This window comes from Candidatus Methylobacter oryzae, from assembly GCF_003994235.2.
GTDB lineage: Bacteria > Pseudomonadota > Gammaproteobacteria > Methylococcales > Methylomonadaceae > Methylobacter_A > Methylobacter_A oryzae.
In genome coordinates this window covers 11,880-37,962 of sequence record NZ_RYFG02000087.1, presented here as the reverse complement: position 1 = coordinate 37,962, position 26,083 = coordinate 11,880, and the positions used below count along the sequence as shown (strand labels likewise).

Sequence of the window (26,083 nt, the reverse complement as noted above, 5' to 3'; positions counted from 1 at the left end):
TGGGTAGCGCTTGCGGTGTTTTCTTTTAGCCATTGCAAATTTTAAATTTTGCAGGTTTTGCAACTCAATGGCTACTTTTAAAACACGCACTGAGCCAAATCGCCCGCGCGGTCGACGAACTGGGCTACGAAGGCGTGCTGATACCGACCGGCCGCACTTGCGAAGATGCCTGGATCGTCGCGTCGTCGTTGGTCGCGCTGACCAAGCGCCTGAAGTTCCTGGTCGCGTTGCGTCCCGGGCTGTTGAACCCGGCCGCCGCGGCCAGGATGGCGTCGACGCTGGATCGTTTTTCCAACGGCCGTTTATTGTTGAACGTTGTCGTCGGCGGCGATTCGGCCGAACTGGCCGGCGACGGCATTTTCCAGGCGCACGACGAACGCTATCAATACGCCAAGGAGTTTTTGCAGGTCTGGCGAGAGTTGCTGGCCGGCCGCGAAGTTCATTTCGAAGGCGAGCATACCCGGATCGAAGGCGGAAAACTGCTGTTCCCGCCGGTGCAGAAACCGCATCCGCCGTTGTATTTCGGCGGCTCGTCCGCTGCCGCGCACCAGTTCGCCGCCGAGGAAATGGATACCTACCTGAGTTGGGGCGAGCCGCCGGCGCAAGTCGCGGAAAAAATCGCCGACGTCAAGCAACGCGCGGCTAAAGCCGGCAGGACGTTGCAATACGGCTTGCGGCTGCATGTGATCGTGCGCGAAACCGAGCAAGAAGCCTGGGCCGCCGCCGACGATTTGATCAAATACCTGGACGACGATGCCGTCGCCAAAGCGCAGCAGGCGTTCAAGCGCTCCGATTCCGAAGGCCAGCGCCGGATGGCGGAATTGACGCAATGGGGCGCATCGAGAAGCCGCGAAGCTTTGGAAGTGTCGCCGAATTTATGGGCCGGCGTCGGCCTGGTCCGGGGCGGGGCCGGTACCGCGCTGGTCGGTTCGCCGGAAACCGTCGCCGCAAGGTTGCAGGAATACGCCGATTTGGGCGTCGATCATTTCGTGCTGTCCGGCTATCCGCATCTTGAAGAAGCTTACCGCGTAGCCGAATTGTTGTTTCCGCTGCTGCCGGTCGATGCCGGCAAGCGCGACGAGAACGCCGTCGTTTATATGAGTCCGGTCGGCGATACCGGCCATGTCGACGTCGTGACCAAACTGGCGGCCGCGTCATGATTAAGCTCAAGTGGTTTGGCGGCGTCGCGGGCTGGCTGTTGCCGGCCGCGCTGATCGCCGCTTGGGCCGTTGCCGTGCAAAACAGTTGGCTGTCGTCGCAGATTCTGCCGGCGCCTATCGACATCGTGCGCTCGGCGATCAATCTGGCAGCGTCCGGCGAACTGACGGCCAACATCGCCGCCAGCGCCGTCCGCGCCGGTTGGGGCTTGCTGATCGGCGGCGGCATCGGATTCTTGCTGGGTTTGCTTAACGGCTTGTCCAAAACGGCCGAACGCTTGCTTGACACCACCGTGCAAATGATCAGGAACGTGCCGCATCTGGCGTTGATTCCGCTGGTCATTATCTGGTTCGGCATCGGCGAAGCCGGCAAGGTGTTTTTGGTGACGCTGGGCGTGTTTTTCCCGGTTTACGCGAATACCTACCACGGCATCAAAACCTCCGATCCGCAATTGATCGAAATGGGCCGGGTGTACGGCCTGAACCGGTGGCAGTTGTTCAGCCAGATCATTTTTCCCGGCGCGTTGCCGTCGATCCTGGTCGGGCTGCGTTATGCGCTGGGCTTGATGTGGCTGACGCTGATTGTCGCCGAAACCATCGCGACCAGCTCCGGCATCGGCTACATGGCGATGAACGCCCGCGAGTTCATGAAAACCGACGTCGTCGTGCTGGCGATCCTGATCTACGCGCTGCTGGGCAAATTGGCCGATGCCGGAGTGCACTTTTTGGAATGGCGCGTTTTGCAATGGCATCCCGGTTTTAAGCGCCGTTGAATGTAAAAAATCATTTCATCCACGAAAAGCACGAAAAATACGAAAAGAAATTAAGTTTTCAACCGCTTATTAACTGTAAGCCGTTGCTGAAGTTGGGGGCAAATTAACGTAACACTTGATCGTTTTAGTGTCTTTCGCGCTTTTCGTGGACAACTTTTATACCTAACCAACGCTGAAGAGTATCCCGTGGCAACGCAAGCAATCTCAAAAAACTCATCGAACCTCGCCCTGAAATTGGAACAAGTCGGCAAGAAATTCGGCGACCTGGCCGTGTTGGAAGACTTGAACCTGGATATCGAGCCCGGCACGTTTGTCGCGATCGTCGGCCGTAGCGGCTGCGGCAAGAGCACCTTGCTGCGGTTGATTTCGGGATTGGACCAGCCCGATACCGGCGCCGTTTATTACGACGGCCAGGTTCACCGCCGGCTTAACGGCGGCGCCCGCGTCATGTTCCAGGAAGCGCGGCTGCTGCCGTGGAAAAAAGTGCTCGATAACGTTTGCCTGGGTTTGTGCAAGCAACGCAAGGACCGGGCATTGGCCGCGTTACAGCATGTCGGCCTGGAAGCCAAAGCCGACGAGTGGCCGTCGGTGCTGTCGGGCGGACAGCGGCAACGGGTCGCGCTGGCGCGGGCGTTGGTGCACGAGCCGCGCCTGTTGCTGCTGGACGAGCCGTTGGGCGCGCTGGATGCGCTGACGCGGATAGAAATGCAACGGTTGATAGAAAAAATTTGGCTGGAAACCGGATTCACCGCGTTGCTGGTGACGCACGACATTGCCGAAGCGGTGGCGCTGGCCGACCGGGTGATATTGCTCGACGGCGGCAAAATCGACCTGGACGTCGCGATCGATTTGCCGCGCCCGCGACATCGCGATCATCCCAGGGCGATAGAGCTGGAGGAAGCTATATTGCAGCGGGTGTTGAACAAGCCGGAGTAAGCAGCTAGGCAGACCTTCCAGGTTTTTACTGGAGCCGCTCCCGGCGGCTCCAGCACTTCTGACCTCCATGGATGGAGGAAATGCCGAAGACTGCCGGGAGCAGTCTCGGCCGCCATCCGTGGCAGTCGTAAAACCTGGAAGGTCTAACCGACGGCGTCTACATCAATTAATTTAAATCGAGTAATCAATGACTAGAAAAATAATCGACATGCGCAGCCGGCCGGCTTTTGTGCACGATTTTTACGGCGCGACGCCGGGAACCGGCGAGTACGAAGTCGCCAAATGGCTGAACCGGCGCGTCGGCTCGAAACACGACGAGCATTTCACGCGTTCCGTTAATACCGAAGCTTTTGTAGCGGAGATCCGCGAAGCCGGCATTACCGCAGCTGTCGTCGTCGGCCGCGATACGCCGAACCTTATCGTTTCGAATGCGCAGGTGCTGGAAATCATCGCGCCGCATCCGGAGCTGATCGGTATCGCGTCCGTCGATCCGCAAAAGCCCGATGCGTTGGACGAACTCGAACGCGCGGTGAAGCAGTTCGGCTTGCGCGGCGTCAATATCGAACCGGGTTTCGGCAATCCGCCGCTGCACGCCGACGATCCGTTGCTTTATCCGGTTTACGAAGCCTGCGTTGGGCTCAACGTGCCGGTTTTCCTGATGTCGGGGCCGACCACGCCCGACCTGGATTATGCCCGGCCGGAAGCGGTAGGCCGGGTCGCGCGGGCGTTTCCGCAACTGCCGATTGTTTGTTACCACGGCTTTTATCCGTATGTGAACGAGGTCATCGGCGTCGCGTTCCGCTATGACAACGTTTATCTGGTCCCGGATATGTATATTTTCCTGCCCGGCGGCCGGTTGTACGTCGAAGCGGCCAACGGCTTTTTACGCGACCAGTTGCTGTTCGGCAGCTCTTATCCGTTCCGGGCGATGGCGCAGACGGTCGGGGATTTTTTGAATTTGGGCTTTCAAGACGATGTGTTGGATGGTGTGTTGTTCAACAATGCCAAACGCTTGTTGGGACTGGATATTTGATTGTCTAAGGGCGTCTACCGGAGACCTTCCAGGTTTTAAAAAACTGGAAGGTCTGACTATCGGCATAAGTTATCCGTACAACTTCAAATCAAAGATGGACGCTTCCCACGCCGGAGCCAAAGAACGATACAGATGCGCGAGAATTAATCCTCGAACCGGCTTTGCAATTGTTTTTGTTGCTCGTCGGTCAGTAGTTTAAAAAGGGCGTTGTCCAATCTGGATTTTTGCAATGCGATGGCTTTATGGCTGATTGCAGCCTTGTCAAGCAGCGCCTGAACTTTGACATTGCTATAGTCGCTGGAAAAACTGAGTTGGTGAATTTCTTTTCCAATGCTTTTCGCTTCGTTTAGCTTGGCGTCGATTTCGGCCCGTTGCGCTTTGAACAAGGATTTGATTTGAGTTTTTTGTGTTTCGCTCAGGTCGAGTTGATGCAAAAATCGCGGTAAAGGCTCTTCTTCTCCGTTCTCGGGGCTATGATGCTTGAAAAACGGCATATCCTTGCAAGACGTTTCGTCATCGATAGGCGGCTTAGCCAGGGCTATTGCGGGTAGTAAAGATAAAATCAGCAGCAGTTTATGCATAAAAAACTCCAAACAGGTTTAATGATAGAGGCGGAATAGATTGGGTTCCGTCATCTCCAGTATCGCTCGAGCGCTGGTAAAGCGCTGTTATTGAAATGTAAATTCAGGTAAATCCGATGGGGCGTTGTGGCGATTATCGGGGGGCAACGTTATGATGCGGTCAACAAATGAATAGGTGATGATTGTGGCGAAGATTTTAATTGTTGATGACGATGTCGAGTTAGCCGGATTGTTCAAGGAATATCTGGAGCAGGACGGCTTTAGCGTCGAAATGACCCATCAGGGCGAGTCGGGGCTGCGGCTGGCTTTATCGGGAGATTACCAGTTGGTGATACTTGACATCATGTTGCCGGATATAAAAGGCACCGAGATTTTAAGCCGTATCCGTATCGAAAGCCGTATTCCGGTACTGATGTTTACGGCCAGGGGCGATGACGTCGACCGGATTATCGGTTTGGAATCGGGCGCTGACGACTATGTGCCCAAGCCTTGTACGCCAAGGGAGCTGGCCGCCCGCATCCGCGCAATTTTACGTCGAACCCAGTCTTTAGTTTCAGATAACGGGCCGATTATTGCCGGGCCGTTGAAAATATGGAGCGAAAAACGCAAAGTGTCGTGGTTCGATCGGGATATGGAACTGACCAGCACCGAATTTAACTTGCTGGAAGCATTGGCGACCAATTCCGGCCGTATCGTTTCCAAGAATGAGCTATCCGAAAAAGCGTTGGGACGGCCTTTGGCGCGTTTCGATAGAAGTATCGATGTGCATATGAGCAGCATTCGCCAGAAATTAGGCTGTCAGCAGGACGGGCGTTCGTATATTCAGACGGTGCGCGGCCAGGGTTATCAATTGGTAAAAGAATAGCGGAATGGGACGATTGTTTTGGAAGTTTTTCCTTACTTTTTGGTTGGCGTTGTTGATGGCCGGCGCCGGCGTCGGCACCGCTGTTTGGCTAAGGCATAACGCTTGGCAAAAAGAGGCGGGCAATTATTCGGTCGATGTCGGGCGGGCTGCCGCGTTTGTCGCGGTCGCGGAGAATGTTGTGCATCACGGCGGTGTGGCCGGGTTGAGCAGCTTTCTTGCGGTCATGCACGATACGCCTTTTTTGCCGGTCTATGCGGTTGACGATCAAGACCGTGAGTTATTGCAACGAAACGTAGCGCCGGAAGTTTTGCAACAGGCGCGTACCTTGTTCTCGCAAGCGGCTTATCCGGAAGCCATTCGCCGGGTATCGGCGGATGACGGTCATCGATATTTGCTGTTTGTGCCGCTGCCCGAACACGGTTTTGCCGGCCATCCGCCGCCAATGCAGGGTGGCCGGTTTGAGCCGCCGGGCGATCGTCCGCCTGACGATGAGCCGCCGTCGCCGCTGCTGCCGATTCTGGCCGGTACGTTTGCCAGCCTGGTGTTCAGCCTGGCTCTGGCTTGGTATTTTGCGAAGCCGATTCGCAGTTTGCGTAATGCTTTTTCTGCCGTAGCCCAAGGCAACTTGGATATTCGTGTCGGCCCGCTAATGGGAGAACGCCGCGACGAGCTGTCCGACCTGGGCCGGGATTTCGATCACATGGCCGGGCAGATTCACAGTTTGGTGCATGCCCAGCAACGCTTATTGCATGATGTGTCCCACGAACTGCGTTCGCCGCTGGCGCGGATACAGGCCGCTATCGGCCTGGCCCAGCAGCAGCCGGAAAAAATTCAGGCGATGCTGGAGCGTACCGAGCGGGAGTCGCAACGGATCAGCGATTTGGTCGGCGAATTATTGGTGTTGTCCCGTTTGGAAGCCGGCGTCGGCGCTAGCGGAAGCCATGATTTCGACATCGGCGGATTACTGGACGACATTGTCGAGGATGCACGGTTCGAGGCTGAGCAGCATGGGGTTGCGATTCGCTATGACGGGATTGAAGAAACGTTGGTTAAAGGTTGCAGCGAACTGCTGCATCGCGCGATTGAAAATGTGCTGCGCAACGCGGTACAGCACTGCAAAACAGGCGGGGAAGTGCTGTTCACGGCTCGTTTCGATAGTGCCGAACAGCGCTTGCAGGTGGCTGTCGACGATCAGGGGCCCGGCGTTGCCGAAAGCGATTTGTCGGCGATTTTCGAACCGTTTTTTCGCAGTGGAGACCGAGTCAAGGCTAACAGCATAGGTTTGGGTTTAGCTATTGCCTATCGTTCGATAGAGGCGCATGGCGGAACTATTTGGGCCAGTAATCGCCCGGAAGGCGGTTTGCATGTTGAAATCGGTATTCCTTTTGCCGGGTAAGAAAGCTACAGTCTGTGCGGGTGGCTACTCCGGTCTTAACGTTTTGGACGGGATGGCAGATCCCGTCCGACGCGATGGAAATTTCTTTGCTATTACAATTAAATTAAGCGGATGCGGAAAAATTATTATTTTCCGCCGCTTGATTGATGCCGCCGTATGATTTCAGCAAGTGCATCATCTGCTTCATAAACTGTGCATCGGAGCTTGAGCTGGAAGCTGTTGATGATTGATCGGTGCTGCTGCCGGCGCCCGACGAGTTTTTCGATTTCTCGAAGGCTCTCGCTTCACTCGCGCTGACCTTGCCGTCGCCGTTGGTGTCGACGGTATCGAAATTAGCCGCTACGTCGCTGATTACCTTAGATCTTTCGCTGTTCGTCGAACTCAGCTCTTTCGACATGGAGGTCAGCTGGTCTTTGCTGAGACCTTGATCGCCGCCTTGGGGAGGCGGCATACCGCCCGGAGGCATGTCTCTCTGTTCGCCTTGGCTGTCTTGCATGCGCATTCGCGGAAACGGACCGTCCAGTTTTGCGGCAATTTTTTCAATTGTTGCCGACATCTCCTCCTTGGTAACTTTGCCGTTGCCGTCGCTATCCATTTTGGCGAACATGTCATCAGCGGCACTGGAATTGCTTGAGCTGTTTGAGCTATCCGATTTCGACAATTGGCTCAGCGCGGATTGCAAATCGCTTTTTTCAATATAGCCTTTCCCGGAGGTATCCAGCTTTGAAAATAAATCGTCAGCCATTTTCGCCGGATCGGGTCGGTGCATACCCCTCATCGCCATCGCCGGACTGCTGCTGTTTATACTGCTGATACTCATGATTTTTCTCCTCATCTTGGTGATCGTTACAGGATGGCCTGTTAGCCGTCCCTACTGCGGCCTTGTTGAGTCCAATCGTTTGGCTTAACAAAACAGCATAAGTTCTTGAGCAATATAACGGCCAATACGGGGCTAAAAACAGGCGCGGAAGAGTAAAGTTAAGTTAAAGAATGTTAAGGATTTTCGGCTAATGTTAAGTTGATGCAACGCTATGATTCAAAGACTGTTGAAACGCGCGCACGCCGTTGGCCATTGGCAAATTATTGCCGCCTGTCGGCCCGCATTTTTAGTGTCTTTAGGTTAATTGCACGAACTTTGGCGGCTATAGTTAGCCGCTTTAGCGGAGTTCAGGCATGAAAATATTGCCCTTACTGGTGAATACTTGCTGAAACTGCCGGCAAGCTTATCTTTGCCAAGCGCGATTAACGGGTTCGGCCTATAATTCGGCGACTTCAACGCTTATCGAATTTATGCTCCACAATATCTCGCCAACTGGATGATCCGTTTAGATGAATAAGCCGGCCGCACCGCGCAAGCGGGCTATTGTCAAACAGGACTTACCTCCAACAACCAAGCCTCGTTCGATACGCAAAGTTGCAAAAAAAGCGCAGCCCAGACAGCCGGTTGGCAGCCTCAAACGCAGGTTGTTAATAATCGGTTTTGAAACCTTGGGTTTGGCGGTCACTGCGACCTGTGTCGTCATGGTTTTGTTGGGCTATTCGGCCAGCTGGTTTTCCGGCACCCGTTTTTTCACCAGTTTATTGCCGTTTGCGATCGGGGTATTGATATTGATCGTTGCAGCGGCGTTGCTGTTGATAGGCTGGTGGAAGCTACGCAAACGTTTGCAGGGCGGGGCGGTAATCTTGTCGCCGGTTCTGGCTGTCGGCTTGGCGATTGTTGTCGGCTGGTTTGCGATGCACAACCATTTTGCCCAGGCATTCGGCCATTTTCGTTTGCTGGTCGGCGGTAAGCAGGAGGCCGGCCGTGTGACGCTGGCTCATCAAGTCTACGCAGCTTATCGGCGTTACGACCGGGCACAGTTACAGCATATAGTCGAGCGTGCAGAGGCCTATAATCCGGCTATTGCCGAAGCGGCCAAGGTGTTCGATATCGACGTCAATCTGCTGCAAGGTATTGCTGCGACAGAATCCTCTTTTTTGCCCAGAGACAGCCGTGACGGCGGCCACGGCCTGTTTCAAATCACCCAGGTGCCTAAAGCCGTTATCGAACAAGCCGGTAAACGGTTAGCGGTCGACAAACCGTTGTTACTGAATCCGAGGCACAACGCTTTTATTGCCGCGGCTACACTCAAATATTACCTGGCCGAAATGCATGGCGATTTGTTTCTGGGGCTGCTGGCCTATAACATCGGTCCGGCCAATGGCGGTCTCCGCTTTATCATGCAGCAGTATGGAGCAACGGATTTTGTGACGATACAACCTTATTTGCAGCAGTTGCCTCGAGATTATCCGATTCGTGTTTTATCTCATGCACTGGCTTTTAGGCTCTGGCAGAAAGAAAAGAAATTGCTTGTTTATGAGGAGGGCGACAATGCGATGCGCATCCAGCGTATCGGTATACCTGGACTGCAAACCGAACTTTGAAGCCAAAAAGGTGAGGGCTGTAAGCCGGTAGCCGGAATTCCGCTTAAAAGAGGGGTTGACTTCGTTAAGATTGATAATTTAAATACCGCGCTTTTTGAAAGTAATAAGCAGAGGTATTTGGAATTTATGACTGATGATGAATCAGCAGCCTATGAGGCAGAGATATTAAAACTATGGGATGAATTGCCCGATTACGCTAAAACTCAGAGTTTACTGGATAAGCTAAAAGACAGGTGCCCGCCTTCGCTCATGAAAAAATTGCAGAAACGGGAGCGTAACACGCCTTTGATCATAGCTGACGACAATGAGGGGGATGAGGATTTGTAGGTGTTCGCGCCTATTATCGAGCGTTTCTGGTAATTTGCTGCCGTAAAACGTTTGCTTACACAATTTCAAAGGAAAAAATCACCGCAATTAGGGTGAGCGATACTAATCCTAATATAAAAATCATTTCAGCCCAACGCTCAAAGCTATCGTTGGCGCATTCCAAACGAATTGATAAAAATGAAAGTAATGCGCTGAGAGTGAACAGCAAGCTGTCAATTGCTAAAGCTTTATCGATAACATAACTAACCATGTCGGCCGGCTGAGTTTTAACAATACTAATAACCATAATGCAAACTCCGACCATAGTCGCTGAATTAGGCAAAATATGGTGGGAGAGGTCGTTGTTGTTCTGATTGTTCATTGTGGGCTATAGCTAAGAATCATGATGAAAGGTTTAAAAGATGGGTTTTGATCTAGCATATCGGGTGCCAATCTTTCTGGTGTAGTGATATTGCTGACAATTCTTGTCTTAGGCTAAGCCATCCCACTAGAAAATGGTGCAAATCAACTAATACCAGCATAACAAGAACCGTATGAGGCAAAAGGTTCACTTACGTTTTTGACGAGAGACTGAAGAGTTCGGCCGGCTCGACCGGTTTTGTAAGGTGTTTTTATTGATTGAAAGCCAACCCGCAATCGCGGGGGCGTAGCTCGCAGAGCCCATAACCCGAAGGTCGCAGGTTTAAATCCGGTTCCCGCAACCATGTTTGACAAAGCCGGGTAACACCGGTTTGTTCAACGAAGTTCAATATGAGCCACCCCGCAAGGTAGGCAAGCAGGCATAAAAAAACCGATTGTTCTTAAGAATCAATCGGTTTCTTCATATATATGGCGGAGAAGCAGGGATTCGAACCCTGGGAGGGGATCAACCCTCAACGGTTTTCAAGACCGCCGCTTTCGGCCGCTCAGCCACCTCTCCGTAAGCCGCGTATTATATAGAGATTGATATTTATTGCAACTCTAATTCGTCGTTTAAATCGCAAAAGGCTGTTTAAGTCTATGCGAGGGTATTTATTGCTTAATAAGAAGGGTCTGTTATTGGCTGTCGTAGTTAATATCGACGACAGTGTAGCGGGTTTCTTTAAGCTCATTTTTAATAATCACTTCGTCATCGAAGGTTTTTTTTAGCAGCGCTCTTGCTAATGGCGAATCGAGGCTGATGTATTGCTTTTTAGGGTCAAGCTCGTCAGCGCCGACAATACGGTAGGTCAGTTCTTCGCCGACTTCGTTCTCTAAGGTCACCCAGGCGCTAAAAAAAATCCTGTCTTGGTCGTCAGGCGGCCGGGATACGACATTAAGGCTAGGTAAGCGTTTTTGCAGATAATGGATGCGCCGGTCTATACCGCGCAATTCTTTTTTACGATAGATATACTCGGCATTCTCGGAGCGGTCGCCTTCCGCTGCCGCCGCCGATAAAGCCGCGGTGACTTCTTTGCGCTTGCTCCACAGGTCTTTTAATTCAATTTCCAATGTTTGATAGCCTTCCTGTGTGATGTAAGGGGACGATTTTGGGCTTGGCGGTCTCCAGCGCGACATGATTGGTTTCCTGCAAAGGTATGGCGGATTGAAATAATTTTTTTCAGACAAAACAGTTACAACTCTTTATCATAGTCGCCTTTCACATTACAAAAAAGGTTTTACCATGCAAGTAGCTAACAATATGGCTGTCTCAATTCACTATACTTTGACTAACGATGAGGGCGAAGTACTGGATAGTTCAAGAGGTGATGAGGCTTTGGTTTATTTGCACGGCGTGGGAAACATCATTCCCGGCCTGGAAGCCGCATTGAATGGTAAAGCTGTTGGCGACAGATTTAATGTGCGCGTTGAAGCGAAAGATGCTTACGGCGAACAACACGATGAAATGATCCAGGTGATTCCGCGTTCAATGTTTGAAGGTATCGATGAGCTTGAAGTCGGCATGCACTTTCATGCCGATGTCAGTTCCGGTTCAGGTCAAGTCACGATTGTTAAAATTGACGGCGACGATATTACCATCGACGGCAATCACCCATTGGCGGGAGCGGCCTTAACTTTTGATGTCGAAGTTGTGGACATTAGGCCTGCGACTCAAGAAGAAATGGCGCATGGTCATATTCACGGCGCCGGCTGCCATCATCACTAGACGCATGCATTTCCCCAGGGTAGGCGTTTGCGGGTACCCTGAGCTATCGTTCTAACCTATAAACGTTTTTAATATTGCTGCGGTATTTGCCATGCCTTTGTGCAAGTGCCGCTCGATTTCTTCCATCGTTATTTCACCTTCCGATTTTCCTGCCGCCCAGTTGGCGACTACGCTGATCGCGGCATAATCGATGCCGAGTTCTTTAGCCAGCGCGGCTTCCGGCATGCCTGTCATGCCGACCAGGTCGCAGCCGTCTCTTTCCATGCGCAGGATTTCAGCCGAGGTCTCCAGCCGTGGCCCTTGGGTACAGCCGTAAGTACCTGTTGGGGTGATGCTGATGCCGGCCTTGTCGGCGGCGCTGATCAAGCGCGCGCGTAATTCCTGGCTGTACGGGTTGGTAAAATCTATATGGGTGACCGCTTCGTCTTCATAAAAAGTATGCAGCCGGCCATAGCTGTAATCGATAATTTGGTCGGGGATGGCGATATGTGCGGGAGCCATTTCAGCGGTAATGCCGCCTACTGCGGCGACAGCAATGACTTGTTCAACGCCGAGCTGCTTAAGGCCCCAGATATTGGCCCGGTAATTTATTTTATGCGGGGCGATCGTGTGCGGATTGCCGTGCCGGGCCAGGAACACAATGTCTGTATCGTTTAACCGGCCGATCAGAAAATCAGCGGAAGGCGCGCCGTAGGGCGTGTCCAATTTTTCGTGTTTCAGGATGGTTAAGGCGCTGAGTTGGGTCAGCCCTGTGCCGCCAATGATGGCTAATTGAGTCATGATGCTTATTCCTTGCAGGCGTAGATGCCAGGTGCGTTGCGTAAAAAGCCTTTATAGTCCATGCCGTAGCCGAACAAATAACGGTTTTCCACTTCGAGTCCGATAAAATCGGGCGTAACCGGTTTTTGATGGTCGAGGATTTTATCTACTAATACCGCGCTGTAGACAGCGGCCGCGCCTTGTTCCCAGCAATAGTCATAGAGGGCTTCAAGCGTAATGCCTTCATCGAGAATATCGTCAACGATCAGTACGGTCCGGCCTTTAATCGGCGTTTCGGGTTTAACCAGCCATTTAATAGTGCCGCCTAAAGTTTGGTTCTGGTAACGGCTGGCATGGATCGAATCAATCGTTAACGGGATCGTTAACCGGGTCATTAATTTACCGGCAGTGACGATGCCGCCGTTTATCACGCAAAGCAGCAGCGGATTGTGGCCGGCAAGAGTGTTATTGATTTTTTGGGCCATATTATCAAGGGCGGCTTCAACTTCTTGTTCGCTGTGCAGCAAATCGGCCGTTGCCTGGACGTGTTTGATTTCTTCAAGCATTTTTATAGAGTGTGGTTAATGATAAGGGACGATAATTGCTGCCATTTCTCGGTCAGCATCAGTTGCTCGCGCTTCATTTGCGGTTTGCCGCGCATCCGCTCCAGCCGTTGTTCCCTGACAAGGTCGTGAGTTACCGGCAAAGCTTCAAGTACTTGCTCGGCGGCGGCAGGATTGTTGCAGACCAGGATCATGTCGCATCCGGCAAGTTGTGCGAGCCGGGCGCGCTCGGGAAAGTCGCCGACCGATGCGGCGCCTTCCATGCTCAAGTCGTCGCTGAACACGGTGCCGTTAAAATTTAATTCCCGGCGTAAAATTTGCTGTATCCAGAACGGCGAAAAACCGGCCGGATTCGGGTCTACTTGGGGATAGACGACATGCGCCGGCATGATGCCTTCCAGGCCTTCGTCTATCAATTGCTTAAACGGCATTAAATCTTTTGCCCTGATCGCGTCCAGGTCCCTTTCGTCTATCGGCAAGGTCAGGTGCGAATCCAGGGCGACCGCGCCGTGTCCGGGAAAATGCTTGCCGGTTGCAGCCATGCCGGCTGCGTTCATGCCTTTCCTGAATGAACTTGAAAGTTGCGTTGCCAGCGCCGGATCGGTCGAAAACGACCGGTTGCCGATAATCTCGCTAACGCCGCAATCGATATCCAGGACCGGAGCAAAGCTGAAATCGACGCCGACCGCCAGTAATTCGGCCGCCATCAGCCAGCCGGCGGGTTCCGCCAGCTCGGGGTTTTGCGCGTAGCGCGATGCCGGCGGTAAGCGGGTGAAGCCTTGTTGAAAGCGCTGGACTCTGCCGCCTTCCTGGTCTACGGCAATCAGTATGTCGCCATTACGCGCAGCGCGGATAGCGTTAATCAGTCCGGTAACTTGTTCGGGGTCTTGGTAATTGCGCGAAAAGAGAATAACTGCCCCGGTATTGGGATGATTTATTTTTTCTTTTTCAGCTTGCGTCAGGGTTAAGCCCGCAACATCCAGCATTATCGGGCCGATCGGGAGTTTAGTTGTTGTCACTTGGATTCGTTTTAAAATTGATGGGGTTGGCTTTATACTAGAGAGTCACTTTTCTAGTTACACGGAGTCTATTATGCGTTTATTGGTTTTGGTATTAAGTCTTCTGTTTATGTCTGTCGCCGTTGCGAATGAAGGCGCAAAGGAATCGGAAGCAGAAGCCGGTGTAAAATATATAGAAATGACTCCTAAGTTTACCGTTAATTTGGCGGAACCGAAAAAGTTTTTGCTGATCAATGTTCAATTGTTGATTGACGGCGCCAGCACAATTGCAGCGGTAAAAAAGCACATGCCGGCATTAAGACACGAATTAATCATGCTCTATAGCGGCAGGTCGTCTGAAGGTTTGCAGACCATGGAACAGCGGGAAGCACTGCGGCAAGAAACCACGAATGTCATTCGCAAGACGCTGGCCAAGATGATAGAAAGCGAGAGCCATAGCGGGGGCGGGGAAGAGCATTCTAAAGAGGCTAAGCCGGCCGATGATAGAGATTTCAAGGAAGCCTATTTTACTGAATTTTTGGTCGACTAACGTTGCAAAACCTTGGGCCGGTTTACATTCCCAGCTGAGCTTTAACGCGAGCTAAATTCTCTGTAATTTGCCGTTCCGTATAAGGAACGGCGTCAAACCTTCCCCACACCGGCGCCGGCCAGGCTTTATCGGTCCGGTAGCGGACAATATGATGAATATGCAGTTGCGGAACCATATTGCCTATCGCCGCAATATTCATTTTATCCGCTTGATAAAGCGTCGCCAGGTTTTCGGCCAAATAATTGGATTCCTCGGCCAGCAATTCGCGGTCCGCTTTGTTCAACTGGTAAATCTCCCGTACATCAGCCAGTTCCGGCACCAAAATGAACCAGGGATACTGGCTGTCGTTCATCATTAATAAGCGGCATAACTCGAAACGGCCGATGCTTATGCAATCCTGTTCCAGACGCGGATGTAGCTGAAATGTCATGATTTTGTCTATCCGAAAAACTAAAAGCAATGCTTGAAAATGGTTAAATAATCAGTTTAACTTAATATTTTGGCTGAGAATATAACAATAATAGGAGGATAGCTTTATGTCTGCCCAGGCCATTTCAGCTCAAGAGATACCTAACGATAACCGGTTGACCGTCTCGTACCGGTTATTGCTGGGGTTGTACACGATTATCCCGTTATGCCTGTCGTTACAGTTATTCGACGGTTGGTTCTGGCACGGGTTTTTACAGCAGAATTTGCCCAGCAGCCCGAAGCAGTTTCTATTGTTCCAAGTCATTTTCGGTACGCCGCATATTGTCGCCAGCTCGATCCTATTGGCCAGCAATACCGAATACCTGAAATTGTATAAGCTGAAAATCGTCTTGATGACGGCAGCGATCATTGCCGTTTTCGGCATCGGCAGCTTGTTCATTCCCTATAAGGTTTTATATGTCACGGTCGCCGCCTGGACTGTTTACCATGTGCTGAAGCAGCAGTTGGGCGTGGGGCGCAGCCTGTACCGCTTGCCGGATTGGGCGTTTTACCTGCTGCTGTGGCTTAGCGTCACGGCGGGTTTATTTGTTTATATCGGCATTTTCCTGAAAAACAGTCTGGAGCCGCAACAGGTCGAGTGGATAAAACTGATTGCCGGCAGTTTATGCGGAGGATTGGTTGCTTGCGCCTTATTATGCGAGCGCTACCAGACGTCGACGTCGGGCCGCTATTTTCTGTGGGCCAATGTGCTGCTGGTGCTGAGCAGTTTTTATCTTTTCGTGCAGCAATATTATTTTTTCGCGATTCTGGTGCCGAGACTGGTGCACGATGCAACGGCGTATATTTTTTACGTTGTGCACGATTACAACAAACATCGTCGCCAGCCGCGTAACTTTATCTATCGCTCTGCGGCACTTATACATTTGCCGATATTTGTCGTCCTGCCGCTAGCCTCGTTTGCGCTGACCTTTGTGTTGCAGTCATACGGCGACGAGGCGGTCAATGCTTTGACCCGTTACCTGTTCGATATTGAGATCAACAAAGCGGTGACCCTGGGAGTGCTGGGTTATTTGGCCTTAATGCATTACTACACCGAAGCGTTTACCTGGAAGCAGGGTTCGCCTTACCGGCGGTTTATCGGGTTTTCGAGGTAGTTACGTTTTTACCACGAAGAGAGGAACGACTGTCGGAGTTCATAATTGTGAAATGACATTGCATAATTTATGTACTATGTGCCGGTTGATTAGCGTTGTTTATTGTTGATCGACTGGTGACATCTCGTTGTGTTCTATCGTTTGATCCATTGGCAGTAAGTTTATGAAAGAATACTATCCGCGTGGTAACCGCCTCAGCGCCCTGGAGAAAAACGATCTGAAACGGCGGGCTCTGGAAATGGTGTTGGTGCTGTTCTATGTCGAAGACCTCAAACAGTTTATCGTGGAATCGATTCGTGCTACTGATCTATTGCGTCGTTATGCCGGAGGTGACCGGCTTCCGGACGGAACTAAGCGGCTGCATAAAAAGGCTTTCGAAATATTAGTCGATGCTGGAGTTCTAACTAAATGTGAATCAGATGAGTTGCAAGAGCTCATCGACTATCGAAATCTTATTGCTCACCAGATGCATGACTTAACTAGTGATGTCGGTCGATATCTGTCTATACGTCTTCCTGATGATGTTCGGTATCAAAACGGCGTACTTAAGAGGGTGCTTTATTTTCATAAAAAGCTTTCTTCTCAGATGAGGCAGAAATTTGTGCTCTCGGTTTCCTTTCGTGGTCCTCAGTTTGAAGCGGCCGAGCGAGCCTACTCTGAAGAACTGGCCATCCTTGAACGTAAAATTCGGCGGCAAGCTATCGCCGCTCGAACTGAGGTTGAACAAGCCAATGCTATGATTTCAGTATTGAAGCAATCTGGCCTGCTTATAAAGTTAGAACCCGGCCATCCCAACCAGATTAACAGAAGTGGTCAACTCACTGATAAAGGCATTAACTGCTGTAGAGAACTGTTTATTACTGGTGCCTCGCCGTTTGTCGTCGCACACCTGATGCGGATTTCGCTTCGCTCAGCGACACGACAGCATAGGTTGTGGCTCGCTAATGTGGATATGACACGCGGTAAGGCGTAATTCGTAGAGTGCAATAGCGATAGCGATAGCGAAACCCAGCCCAAATGTCACCAATGTTGGGTTTCATTGCATTCAACCCAGCCTGCGGCACTTGGAAGCAGGGTTCGCCTTACTGGCGTTTATCGGATTTTCAAAATAACTTTTACCCCGAAAAGAACGAAGAATAAAAAGCTTCGCGTCCTTCGTGTCTTCATGGTGCATGAGCTCCTTATAACGATAACGCCCCATCCTTACTCAGCTCCCTAACCGCATCCTCGGTATGGAAAAACGCCTTGCCGGGTTGCAGCTGTTTAATGAAGTCGGTTTTTTCAAGCTTATCGAGTACCGGACCTTTCGCTTCCGAAATATGCAAAGTGATTTTCGCCGCTTGCAAGCTATGGTTCAGGTTTTCCAGTATCTCCAACGCCGTGGTGTCTATGTCGCTGATCGATGCGAAAATCAGTACGATATGCTTAAGGTCCGGTTGCCGGCTAAGTTCGGCGTTGATGAACTCCTCGATATAATTGATATTGGCGAAAGTGATGCTTTCGTCGATACGCAGCAGCAGCAAATGAGGCCAGGTTTCCACTTGATGGCGTTTGATATTGCGGTAATGCGCCGTGCCCGGTATGCGCCCGACCACGGCGATATGCGGCTGGCTGGTTTTACGCAAGTGGCTGATCAGCGTCAGGATAATGCCCAGCATGATGCCTTCTTCAATACCGTAGACCAAAACGCCCAATAAGGTGGCGGCTTCGGCGATGCCGTCGCCGCGGTCGTAACGCCAGGTATGGATAATGTCGCTCAGTTTCACCAACGGAATGATCGCAACCAGAATGATAGCCGCCAACGCCGCTTTAGGAATGTTTGCAAACCACGGGCTAAAGAAAATGACCGCTAAAGCAAGCATCGCGGCGGCAATCAACATCGCCATTTGCGTGCGCGCTCCGGCCGCAAAATTGACCATCGTGCGGCTAAAGCCACCGGCTACCGGCATTCCGCCGGAAACGGCGGCGGTCAGGTTGGAGATACTTAGAGCGATCAACTCCTGGTTCGGGACGATTTTTTCGCCCCTGAAATTGGCCGTAACTTTGGCAATCGCAACGCTTTCGATATAGGCAATCAGTGCGATAAAGCCGGAGTAGGGCAGTAGTGCGTACCATTTTTCAATCGGAGAAAAATCAAAATTCAATTTCGGGAAGCCGGACGGAACGTTACCGACTACGGCGATATGTTGCTGAGCCTTCAGGTCAAAATAAGCGACCGCAAGCGTTGCCAGCATGATCGTCAACAAGGGCCCGCATTTACTGATCGCAGTGATTAAGTAAGGTTGCATGCCGGCATTTTTAAGTATGAAAACCAGCGGCTTGCCGAAAAATATTAATAAACCGATCGCAATCAGGCCGATCAATAAAGTGGCCGGTACTATGCCTGCAAGATATTCGCTGTAGCAGGCAAGTTCAACGCCGCATGACGGCGCTTTTAGGCCTAACAATTGCGGCAATTGGCTGCCGATAATCAACAGCGAAGCGCCGCTGGTAAAGCCGGTCAGCACCGGATGGCTGATAAAATTCACCAGCCCGCCCATTCGCAACAGCGCCATCAATAACATGATGATGCCGCTTTCCGCCGACAGCATAAGCGCGCTTTGCACCGGGTTGCCCAGCGCGCTGATTTCCGGTGCGGATAACGCGCTGGCAATCATGATTGCGGCAATCGAAACCGGCCCGACCGACAACGTACGGCTGGTGCCGAACAGTGCATACGTTACCGGCGGCAGGATGCTGGCGTAGAGTCCAAGTTGAGGCGGCAAGCCGGCCATGATCGCGTAGGCGATGCCTTGCGGGACCAACAAAATAGCAGTGATGGTGCCGGCGAATAAGTCGCTGTTAAGTTCCTGGCGAGTGTAGGATTTTAGCCAGCCTGTAATCGGAAAGAATTCTATTAAGCGTAAATTATTGGATTTTGAATGAGGCATGGGCGAAAGACGAAAGGCAAAGGACAAAAGGATGAAAGGCAAAGGACATAGGGTCTAAAGCTGAGTTGAGCAGCTTGTCTGCTCAAACGAAACTTATACCCTTTGGGTATAAAGCGGGTTTTTAGCTTTTTGTCTTTCGCCTTTCGCCTAATAATTTATTCTTCTTTCATAAAACGCTCGGCATAGCTTGCTAAGTGCGGAATATCAATGCGATAGCCTTTGATCATCAAGTGCCAGTACAGCCAAGGGAAGCCGGTGGTCTTGCCCCACCACCAGATCCAGCGGTTTTTCCGTGGGTCCAGCAGCGGAAATGAAGGCGTTACTTTGCCGTCATAGGCAAACTCTGCCAGCATGACTGTATTTAACGAGGTGGTTAGCGGGCACGAGCCGTAACCGTCATAGCCGCCTTGGACATCTTTGCTGTTTTTCAGGCTAAGAATATTGTCAACCACGACCGGCACTTGTTTGCGCACCGCTGCGGCAGTTTTCGCGTTAGGCGTCGAGCCGGCGTCGCCCAGGCCGAAAATATTGCTGTATTTATTATGTTGCAGCGTGTTGGGGTTTACGTCGACCCAGCCTGCCGCGTTTGCAAGCGGGCTTTTTTTAATGAAATCCGGCGCGCTTTGCGGCGGGGTGACGTGAATCATGTCGAATTCACGAGTAATCCTTTCCTTGTTGCCTTCGCTGTCGGTAACTTCGAACGTCGCAATTTTGGCCGGGCCGTCGATGGCGACCAGGTTATGGTTGAAATTGGTCTTGATGCCGTAACTTTGCACGACTTTACTCAAGGCTTTGGCGAAAAACGGTACGCCGAACAGGCCGGGACCGGCGTTAAAAAATTCAATATTGAATTTGTCCAACGTGCCTCTTTTGCGGAAACGATCGGCTGCCAGGTACATAATTTTTTGCGGAGCGCCTGCGCATTTGATCGGCATCGGCGGTTGGGTAAACAAGGCGTTGCCTTCCTTGATATTTTGGATACATTCCCAGGTGTATTCGACCGTTTCAGCCGAATAATTGCTGCAAACATTGTTTTTGTTCAGTGTTTCTTTCAGTCCTTCAATCTTGTCCCAATCCAGTTGCAGGCCGGGGCAGACGACCAGGTAGTCGTAACCGATCGTATCGCCGGAGCGTAAGGTGACGTTGTTGTCGTCCGGTTGAAACGTTTCCGCATAATCCTTGATCCAGGTGACCGATGGATGAATCAGGTCGGCTTCATTGCGTATGGTTTCTTTCAAGGTATAAGCGCCGCCGCCGACAATGGTAAAGCCCGGCTGATAATAATGGACTTCGGACGGTTCAACGATTGCAATATCGATTTCAGAATTTTGGCGACGCATGTTGTTCGCAACGGAGACGCCGGCTGCGCCGCCGCCTATGATAAGTACGGTATGGTGTCGGTTTGTCATAAATTCCTCGCAATTTGTGGTTAAGAGCGGTTACGTGACTTTGGCCGCGTATAACCGTTCCCTTTTTAATTGTTTATACTCAAAGAGCATAAGTAGGGGTTGAGCAGGTAAGCTGCTCAACTCAGCTTTATACCCAGAGGGCATAAGTTTCGTTTGAGCAGACAAGCCTGCTCAACTCAGCTTTATAATGTCTTAAGATGTTTGGCTTTTTTTCCAGGCCTCGAACCCTCCGGCCATGGACAGCACGTTAGTGTAACCTAATTGCTGCATGGTTTGCGCCGCCAATGCCGAGCGATTGCCCAGGCGGCAATAGACCAGCACAGCTTTCGATTTGTCGGACAATTCGGGCTGGTTGCCGATTTTGAATTCCAGCATGCCGCGCGGTATCGGTAATGCTCCTTCAACGTGCCCGGCCGCGTACTCGCTCTCTTCGCGCGTATCGATCAGCACGATGTTGCCTTCTGCCAGCAGTTGTTTTGCTTTGGCGACATCGATTTCAACGATCTGTTGTTTGGCGGCGGCGACCATATCTTCGGTTTTTGTCGTAGCGCGGACCGGCAGCGTAGCGTCCCTCAGCGCTACCGCATCCTGGCGCTCATTTTCATCCAAGCCGCAATAACGGTTGGCGGGTACGGCTTCATCAATCAACCGGGGCTTGGGCAGGTTCAGGTTGTTCATGATTTCAATAAACTGTTCACGGGTTTTGCCTGCCAAGCGCGGATTGGCGGTCCGTTCCTGCATGATGCAGCTGACCCAGCGTTGTTGATAATCGTGGCCCGGATAGACCAATGTTTCATCCGGCAACGTAAACAGGCGTTGCGTGATACAGTCGTAAAGCGCTCCGGCATCGCCGCTTTGGAAATCGGTGCGTCCGCAACCGCCGATTAATAAAGAGTCGCCGGTAAACAAACGGTCGCGCCATAAAAACGAAACACTGCCGCGCGTATGGCCGGGCGTCGCGATAACTTTGATTTGTTCGTCGCCCGCAAATTTAAAAATATCGCCGTCCTGAATTTGAATGTCGGCGTTCTCGGCGCCGCATAGTCCGCTGACTGCGGTTTGCGCGCCCAGACGTTGGCGCAGCAGCCCGCTGGCGGTGATGTGGTCGGCATGGACGTGGGTTTCCAGCGAATATTTCAATTGCAGTCCGCGAGAGGCCAGCAGTTCTATATACTCGTCAATGTGCGTATTGACCGGGTCAATCAGGACCGCGTCCTTGCTGACCGGATCAGCGATCAAATAAGTGTAGGTCCAGGTTTCCTGATCGAATAATTGTTTGAATAACATATTGTGTCTCCGGTTTGGTGATGAGGTATATCAGGGGTATAGCAAGGCCTGTGCCAAAAAATAAGGCTCAAGGTAAAAGGCTCAAGGTCCAAGGATTATAAACCTTTAACTTTGCCCCTTGCTCCTGTCGCTTGTTTCATATATTGTTTCAGTGAAACATTAGCCTGATTCGGTGAAACGTCTATGAAACAAACGCAACAGTTTTTCGAACCTTTATCCGACTGGTTGGCACAACAGCCGTTGCAGTCGTTGTTTTTTAAAATGCTCGATCTTTGCGATGTTGCAGGTCTGTATATTGTTAACCGGGATCAACAGGTTATTCACTGGAGCCGAGGCGCTGAGCAGTTATCGGGATTGAAATCCGGGAACGTTACAGGCAAGCCCTGCTTGCAAGAATACGCCATTACTGAGGGCGACGACCATAAAAAACAACTCATAAAGTTAATTCGGGCTGACGGGCAAGAACTTGAGTTGAACAAAATGACTCAAGCTTTATATGATCAACAGGGTGCTTTTTCCGGCGGTTTGGGATTGCTGTTTTCTGTTTCGGAGCGATTGGTCGGCTCGACTGTAGTCAGCGAAGCCCCTAAATCCGACAAGCAAGCTTTTCAAGGCTTGTTAAGCCGGTCGCCGGCCATGCAGGCGGTTTTCCAGATTATCCAAAATGCCGCAGAAACCGAAGCCACGGTATTGGTCAGGGGCGAGAGCGGTTCCGGCAAGGAGTTGGTTGCCAAGGCCATTCACGATCTGAGCGCCCGCCGCAATGCGCCTTTCCTGGCGATCAATTGCGCGGCTTTATCCAGTAGCTTGCTGGACAGCGAGTTGTTCGGTCATGTGCGCGGCGCTTTTACCGGCGCGGTTAAAGATCACAGCGGACTATTCCAGCGCGCGCATGGCGGGACCTTGTTTTTGGACGAAGTCGCTGAGTTGCCGCTTGAATTACAAGCCAAGCTGCTGCGGGTGATACAGGAAAGAAACTATATTCCGGTTGGCGGCGACCGTTCGTTTGATGTCGATGTGCGTATTGTTGCGGCGACCCATCGTTCATTGCGGGAGGAAGTTAAAAACGGCCGTTTCCGCGAGGATTTGATGTATAGGCTTAGGGTCGTGCCGATTTTTATTCCGCCGTTACGGGAACGGCGCGAAGATATAAGCTTGCTGATCTGGCATTTTATCCGGCAGCATAATGCCGCGAATTTCAGGAAAATCGAGAAAATCGATCCGCAAGCGATGCGCACTTTGCTGGATTACGCCTGGCCCGGCAATATCCGCGAACTGCATAATGTCGTCGAATACGCGTTCGCGGTAGGCCGGGGCTCGACCTTACGCTGTTCCGAACTGCCGCCTGAATTTAGAGAGACGCGTAATGTTGAGCCGCAGCCCGCGCAGAACTTACCCTCGCCGCGGGTTGATGAGCCTGCCGCAATTCGCCAAGCGTTGGAACAAAACAGCGGCCGAGTATCCGAGGCCGCTCGCTCGCTGGGCATGAGCCGGGCGACGTTTTGGCGCAAGCGTAAGGTTTACGGCGTCTAAATACTCTTCATGTGGCGCTTAAACGCTATGATATGATTGATTTTTAATAAGTAATTTTTCTTTGTCGAGGTGATTTATGTCAGCTGTACTTACGCCAACTTACTATACCGCCGAAGAATATTTAATGCTGGAACGTAGCGCCGAAATTAAAAGCGAATTCCATGACGGTCAGATCTATGCAATGACCGGCGCGAGCCGCGAGCATAATCTGATAGCGTTTAATATTGGGCGGGAATTGGGCAACCAGCTCAAAAAACGTCCGTGCGAAGCCTATCTGAGCGACATGCGCGTCAAAGCGGCCGAAGCGCGTAGCTATCATTACCCCGACATCGTGGTCGTCTGCGATAAGCCGCAATTCGAGGATGCGCATGTCGATACGCTGCTGAACCCGACGTTGTTGGTTGAAGTGCTGTCGCCGTCCACCGAAGCCTATGACCGGGGCGGCAAGTTCGCGCATTACCGTAAAATTCCGACGTTGCGTGAGTACCTGCTGGTTACGCAAGACCGGCCGAGCATCGAGCGTTATTTGCGGCAAGGCGACGCTTGGATATTGACGGAAGCAACGGAGCTTGATGCCGCTATTCCGCTGCAAAGCATCGATTGTGTTTTAAGTTTGCGTGAGGTTTACGATAAGGTTTCGGATCATTGGCCGGCAGAATTAGATGGATAAGAAAAGAAGCCGGCTCTTCGCGCAGAGATCGAGTCTTAAGAGTTGAGGAGCCGCTTCTTTTATATTGCTTAGTGTCTGGCTTCAAATAACGTCCCGACTTGAGCGGGTTGGGGTACTCGCTTGTTAGGACACCGTGAATACTTCCCTGTAGGCTTGGCGGCGGCCTCCCTGCCGCCGACACCTGACAAGCGAGTCCCCCAACTCTCTCGGTGAAAAAGGATGTTATTTATGACTACATCCTTATCAGTTTCTTGCAACCGTCCGGTTTTTATTCCTGATCCATTCGCTCCACGAGCCGGCATACAGTTTTGAGCCGCTTAGGCCGGCGTGTTCCATTGCCAGCAGGTTGTGGCAGGCGGTGACGCCGGAGCCGCAGTAATGCACGACTTGTTTGGAATCTACCGAGTCGATCAGTTGCTTGAATTGTTGGCGTAATTGTTCGGGCGCTAAAAACAGGCCGTTGCGGTCCAAGTTTAATTGGAAGGCGCGGTTTAATGCGTAGGGGATATGGCCGGCAACCGGGTCGATAGGTTCTTGTTCGCCGCGGTAGCGTTCCGGCGTTCTGGCGTCGATCAGGCAAATAGTTTTTGCGGCCAAGCCGTCGCGCACCTGGGCCGCGCTCAGCCAGACGTTGTCGTTCAGGTACGGCCTGAACACCGCGCGTTTAATGGTTGGCAATGCTGTCGTGACCGGCAAGCCTTGTTTTTGCCATTGCTTGATGCCGCCGTCCAGCACCGCGACGTGGTCGTGGCCCAGGCTGCGTAGCAGCCACCAGAAGCGTCCTGCAAACGCGCCGCCGGCATCGTCGTAAACGACAACCTGGCTGTTGTTGCTTATGCCCCAATCGCCGAGTTTTTTTGCCAATAAACTAAAGTTTGGCAACGGATGACGTCCGGTAAAATCGGTGATTTGCGACGACAGGTCTTTATCGAGGTGGGCGTAGTGGGCGTTGGGGATGTGGCCGTGCCGGTAGGCTTTCGCGCCGGCTTCGGTGTCGGCCAGCGAAAAGCGGCAATCGACGGCGATCCAGTTAGGATTGTTCAGGTTTTGATTCAGCGTTTGAGCAGAAATGAGCGTGGTGTAAGCCATGTTTTTATACCGTTAAAATGATTTTGCCGATGTGTTGGCTGCTTTCCATCAGTTGATGGGCTAGGGCGGCTTCGGTCAGCGTGAAAGTTGAATATATAACCGGTTTGATTTTTTTTGATTCTAATAAAGGCCAGACTTTTTCCAATAAATTAGCGGCGATTGCGGCTTTGAACGCGTCGTCGCGGGCGCGTAGCGTCGAGCCGGTGATCGTGATGCGTTTGACCATCACCGACCACAAGTTGATTTCGGCTTTGACGCCTTGTTGTATCGCGATTTGCACCAACCGCCCGTCGTCGGCAAGGCATTTGAGATTGCGCGGGAAATAGTCGCTGCCGATCATGTCTAGGATGACGTCAACGCCTTGGTTGTCGGTAAGTCGTTTTATCTCTTCGACGAAATCCTGTTCGTTGTAATTAATGGCTGCGCCGGCGCCGAGTTGCCGGCAGAAGTCGCATTTGGCTTTTGTGCCGGCGGTGACGATGACGTTGGTGCCGAAAGCTTTGGCCAGTTGTATCGCCGCCGTGCCGATGCCGCTGGAGCCGCCGTGCACCAGCAACGTTTCGCCGGGTTGCAGGCGGGCGCGGTCGAAAACGTTGCTCCAGACGGTGAAAAACGTTTCCGGCAACGCGGCGGCTTCTATAAATGACAGCCCGTTGGGCAGCGGCAGGCATAAGGCTGCCGAGGCCAGGCAGTATTCGGCATAACCGCCGCCGGTGACCAGTGCGCATACTTTGTCGCCTTCATGTAGATGGCTGATGTTGTCGCCCAATGCCACGATGGTGCCTGAGATTTCAAGTCCCGGAATATCGGAAGCACCGGCAGGCGGCGGATACAGGCCTTGACGCTGCATTATGTCCGGGCGGTTGACGCCGGCTGCGGAGACTTTAATTAAAACTTGGTTTGCCGATGGTGTTGGGAGGACGCGTTGCGCCGGTTTTAAAACACCGTTGTCAATTTCAATCGCAATCATTTGATCGGGTAGTTGCATGGTTACAACATCGTTAATAAGCTGGGGGCGATTATTATATGCTCCAGTTATTGAGATGCTAACTTAAATTGGGCAGGGACGCGATTCGGATAGTGTATATGTATTGC

General features: G+C 51.8%; 27 protein-coding genes and 1 tRNA gene. 14 read left to right on the top strand and 14 right to left on the bottom strand.

The features are described from left to right. Positions 1-32: 32 nt before the first annotated feature. The 4 genes from ssuD (at position 33) to EKO24_RS09600 (ending at position 3,899) form a co-directional block, all read left to right on the top strand. Positions 33-1,160: an FMNH2-dependent alkanesulfonate monooxygenase gene (gene ssuD / locus EKO24_RS09615; protein WP_127030036.1), complete on the top strand. Its 1,128-nt coding sequence runs from the start codon at positions 33-35 to the stop codon at positions 1,158-1,160. Next, positions 1,157-1,930: an ABC transporter permease subunit gene (locus EKO24_RS09610; protein ID WP_127030035.1), complete on the top strand. Its 774-nt coding sequence runs from the start codon at positions 1,157-1,159 to the stop codon at positions 1,928-1,930. Before ssuD ends, EKO24_RS09610 begins: the two co-directional genes overlap by 4 nt. A gap of 186 nt (positions 1,931-2,116) precedes the next feature. Then, a complete protein-coding gene (locus EKO24_RS09605; protein ID WP_127030034.1) occupies positions 2,117-2,866 on the top strand; it encodes an ABC transporter ATP-binding protein in 750 nt (249 codons plus the stop codon). A gap of 187 nt (positions 2,867-3,053) precedes the next feature. After that, entirely contained in the window at positions 3,054-3,899 is an 846-nt protein-coding gene (locus tag EKO24_RS09600; protein WP_127030033.1) for an amidohydrolase family protein, read from the top strand. Between the two features lie 143 nt (positions 3,900-4,042). Here EKO24_RS09600 and EKO24_RS09595 read toward each other — a convergent pair whose 3' ends face one another. Next, positions 4,043-4,480, bottom strand: coding sequence for a Spy/CpxP family protein refolding chaperone (locus EKO24_RS09595; protein WP_127030032.1), 438 nt, complete (start codon positions 4,478-4,480; stop codon positions 4,043-4,045). A 184-nt stretch (positions 4,481-4,664) separates the two neighbouring features. Here EKO24_RS09595 and EKO24_RS09590 point away from each other — a divergent pair, with 184 nt between their 5' ends. Both EKO24_RS09590 and EKO24_RS09585 read left to right on the top strand, forming a co-directional pair. Then, complete coding sequence (locus EKO24_RS09590) at positions 4,665-5,345, top strand: response regulator transcription factor (protein ID WP_196240013.1); 681 nt, start codon at positions 4,665-4,667, stop codon at positions 5,343-5,345. Between the two features lie 4 nt (positions 5,346-5,349). After that, positions 5,350-6,741 carry an ATP-binding protein gene (locus EKO24_RS09585; protein WP_127030031.1) on the top strand — a complete coding sequence of 464 codons (1,392 nt, stop codon included), beginning with the start codon at positions 5,350-5,352 and terminating at the stop codon, positions 6,739-6,741. Positions 6,742-6,844: 103 nt separating this feature from the next. Here EKO24_RS09585 and EKO24_RS09580 read toward each other — a convergent pair whose 3' ends face one another. Then, positions 6,845-7,561 (bottom strand): EF-hand domain-containing protein, encoded by a 717-nt coding sequence (locus EKO24_RS09580; RefSeq protein ID WP_206667248.1) that lies wholly within the window; start codon positions 7,559-7,561, stop codon positions 6,845-6,847. Between the two features lie 509 nt (positions 7,562-8,070). Here EKO24_RS09580 and EKO24_RS09575 point away from each other — a divergent pair. Both EKO24_RS09575 and EKO24_RS09570 read left to right on the top strand, forming a co-directional pair. After that, the gene (locus EKO24_RS09575) at positions 8,071-9,165 is read left to right on the top strand and encodes a transglycosylase SLT domain-containing protein (protein WP_127030030.1); all 1,095 of its coding nucleotides are present in this window, start codon (positions 8,071-8,073) and stop codon (positions 9,163-9,165) included. Between the two features lie 126 nt (positions 9,166-9,291). After that, positions 9,292-9,492, top strand: coding sequence for a hypothetical protein (locus EKO24_RS09570; RefSeq protein WP_127030029.1), 201 nt, complete (start codon positions 9,292-9,294; stop codon positions 9,490-9,492). 55 nt (positions 9,493-9,547) lie between these two features. On the opposite strand, the gene EKO24_RS09565 is transcribed toward EKO24_RS09570, so the two are convergent. The 3 genes from EKO24_RS09565 to greB all read right to left on the bottom strand — a co-directional run bounded on the left by EKO24_RS09565 (position 9,548) and on the right by greB (position 11,028). After that, the gene (locus EKO24_RS09565; protein ID WP_162853351.1) at positions 9,548-9,853 is read right to left on the bottom strand and encodes a hypothetical protein; all 306 of its coding nucleotides are present in this window, start codon (positions 9,851-9,853) and stop codon (positions 9,548-9,550) included. Between the two features lie 468 nt (positions 9,854-10,321). Beyond that, a tRNA-Ser gene (locus EKO24_RS09560) sits at positions 10,322-10,411 on the bottom strand. A gap of 116 nt (positions 10,412-10,527) precedes the next feature. Then, positions 10,528-11,028, bottom strand: a complete 501-nt coding sequence (greB, locus tag EKO24_RS09555) for a transcription elongation factor GreB (protein WP_127030028.1) — start codon at positions 11,026-11,028, stop codon at positions 10,528-10,530. A 106-nt stretch (positions 11,029-11,134) separates the two neighbouring features. Here greB and EKO24_RS09550 point away from each other — a divergent pair, with 106 nt between their 5' ends. Beyond that, positions 11,135-11,617, top strand: coding sequence for an FKBP-type peptidyl-prolyl cis-trans isomerase (locus EKO24_RS09550; RefSeq protein WP_127030027.1), 483 nt, complete (start codon positions 11,135-11,137; stop codon positions 11,615-11,617). A 51-nt stretch (positions 11,618-11,668) separates the two neighbouring features. Here the strand turns inward: EKO24_RS09550 and EKO24_RS09545 are convergent, their stop codons facing one another. From EKO24_RS09545 to nagZ, 3 genes are read right to left on the bottom strand one after another with little or no spacing between them, the layout of a single operon-like run. Next, positions 11,669-12,397: an S-methyl-5'-thioinosine phosphorylase gene (locus tag EKO24_RS09545; protein ID WP_127030026.1), complete on the bottom strand. Its 729-nt coding sequence runs from the start codon at positions 12,395-12,397 to the stop codon at positions 11,669-11,671. A gap of 5 nt (positions 12,398-12,402) precedes the next feature. Next, the gene (locus tag EKO24_RS09540; protein ID WP_127030025.1) at positions 12,403-12,942 is read right to left on the bottom strand and encodes a hypoxanthine-guanine phosphoribosyltransferase; all 540 of its coding nucleotides are present in this window, start codon (positions 12,940-12,942) and stop codon (positions 12,403-12,405) included. Between the two features lie 2 nt (positions 12,943-12,944). After that, positions 12,945-13,925: a beta-N-acetylhexosaminidase gene (nagZ, locus tag EKO24_RS09535; RefSeq protein WP_127030037.1), complete on the bottom strand. Its 981-nt coding sequence runs from the start codon at positions 13,923-13,925 to the stop codon at positions 12,945-12,947. Positions 13,926-14,031: 106 nt separating this feature from the next. Here nagZ and EKO24_RS09530 point away from each other — a divergent pair, with 106 nt between their 5' ends. Continuing rightward, positions 14,032-14,487, top strand: a complete 456-nt coding sequence (locus EKO24_RS09530) for a flagellar basal body-associated FliL family protein (protein ID WP_127030024.1) — start codon at positions 14,032-14,034, stop codon at positions 14,485-14,487. Between the two features lie 22 nt (positions 14,488-14,509). On the opposite strand, the gene EKO24_RS09525 is transcribed toward EKO24_RS09530, so the two are convergent. Beyond that, on the bottom strand, positions 14,510-14,917 hold the full coding sequence (locus tag EKO24_RS09525) for an HIT domain-containing protein (protein WP_127030023.1): 408 nt from the start codon (positions 14,915-14,917) through the stop codon (positions 14,510-14,512). Between the two features lie 106 nt (positions 14,918-15,023). Between EKO24_RS09525 and EKO24_RS09520 the strand changes: the two genes are divergently transcribed. Together EKO24_RS09520 and EKO24_RS09515 are read left to right on the top strand one after the other, a co-directional pair. Further along, the gene (locus EKO24_RS09520) at positions 15,024-16,070 is read left to right on the top strand and encodes a hypothetical protein (protein ID WP_127030022.1); all 1,047 of its coding nucleotides are present in this window, start codon (positions 15,024-15,026) and stop codon (positions 16,068-16,070) included. 163 nt (positions 16,071-16,233) lie between these two features. Further along, positions 16,234-17,043: a ribonuclease HepT family protein gene (locus EKO24_RS09515; protein WP_127030021.1), complete on the top strand. Its 810-nt coding sequence runs from the start codon at positions 16,234-16,236 to the stop codon at positions 17,041-17,043. Between the two features lie 208 nt (positions 17,044-17,251). On the opposite strand, the gene EKO24_RS09510 is transcribed toward EKO24_RS09515, so the two are convergent. The 3 genes from EKO24_RS09510 to EKO24_RS09500 form a co-directional block, all read right to left on the bottom strand. Then, positions 17,252-19,000 carry a SulP family inorganic anion transporter gene (locus tag EKO24_RS09510; protein ID WP_127030020.1) on the bottom strand — a complete coding sequence of 583 codons (1,749 nt, stop codon included), beginning with the start codon at positions 18,998-19,000 and terminating at the stop codon, positions 17,252-17,254. 155 nt (positions 19,001-19,155) lie between these two features. Beyond that, a complete protein-coding gene (locus EKO24_RS09505; protein ID WP_127030019.1) occupies positions 19,156-20,409 on the bottom strand; it encodes an NAD(P)/FAD-dependent oxidoreductase in 1,254 nt (417 codons plus the stop codon). Between the two features lie 192 nt (positions 20,410-20,601). Next, entirely contained in the window at positions 20,602-21,696 is a 1,095-nt protein-coding gene (locus tag EKO24_RS09500) for an MBL fold metallo-hydrolase (RefSeq protein ID WP_127030018.1), read from the bottom strand. Positions 21,697-21,879: 183 nt separating this feature from the next. Here EKO24_RS09500 and EKO24_RS09495 point away from each other — a divergent pair, with 183 nt between their 5' ends. Together EKO24_RS09495 and EKO24_RS09490 are read left to right on the top strand one after the other, a co-directional pair. Next, on the top strand, positions 21,880-23,229 hold the full coding sequence (locus EKO24_RS09495) for a sigma-54 interaction domain-containing protein (protein WP_127030017.1): 1,350 nt from the start codon (positions 21,880-21,882) through the stop codon (positions 23,227-23,229). Positions 23,230-23,305: 76 nt separating this feature from the next. Further along, positions 23,306-23,899 carry a Uma2 family endonuclease gene (locus EKO24_RS09490; RefSeq protein ID WP_127030016.1) on the top strand — a complete coding sequence of 198 codons (594 nt, stop codon included), beginning with the start codon at positions 23,306-23,308 and terminating at the stop codon, positions 23,897-23,899. Between the two features lie 243 nt (positions 23,900-24,142). Here the strand turns inward: EKO24_RS09490 and EKO24_RS09485 are convergent, their stop codons facing one another. After that, on the bottom strand, positions 24,143-24,988 hold the full coding sequence (locus EKO24_RS09485) for a sulfurtransferase (RefSeq protein ID WP_127030015.1): 846 nt from the start codon (positions 24,986-24,988) through the stop codon (positions 24,143-24,145). A 4-nt stretch (positions 24,989-24,992) separates the two neighbouring features. Further along, positions 24,993-25,976, bottom strand: a complete 984-nt coding sequence (locus tag EKO24_RS09480; protein WP_127030014.1) for an NAD(P)H-quinone oxidoreductase — start codon at positions 25,974-25,976, stop codon at positions 24,993-24,995. Between the last annotated feature and the right edge of the window lie 107 nt (positions 25,977-26,083).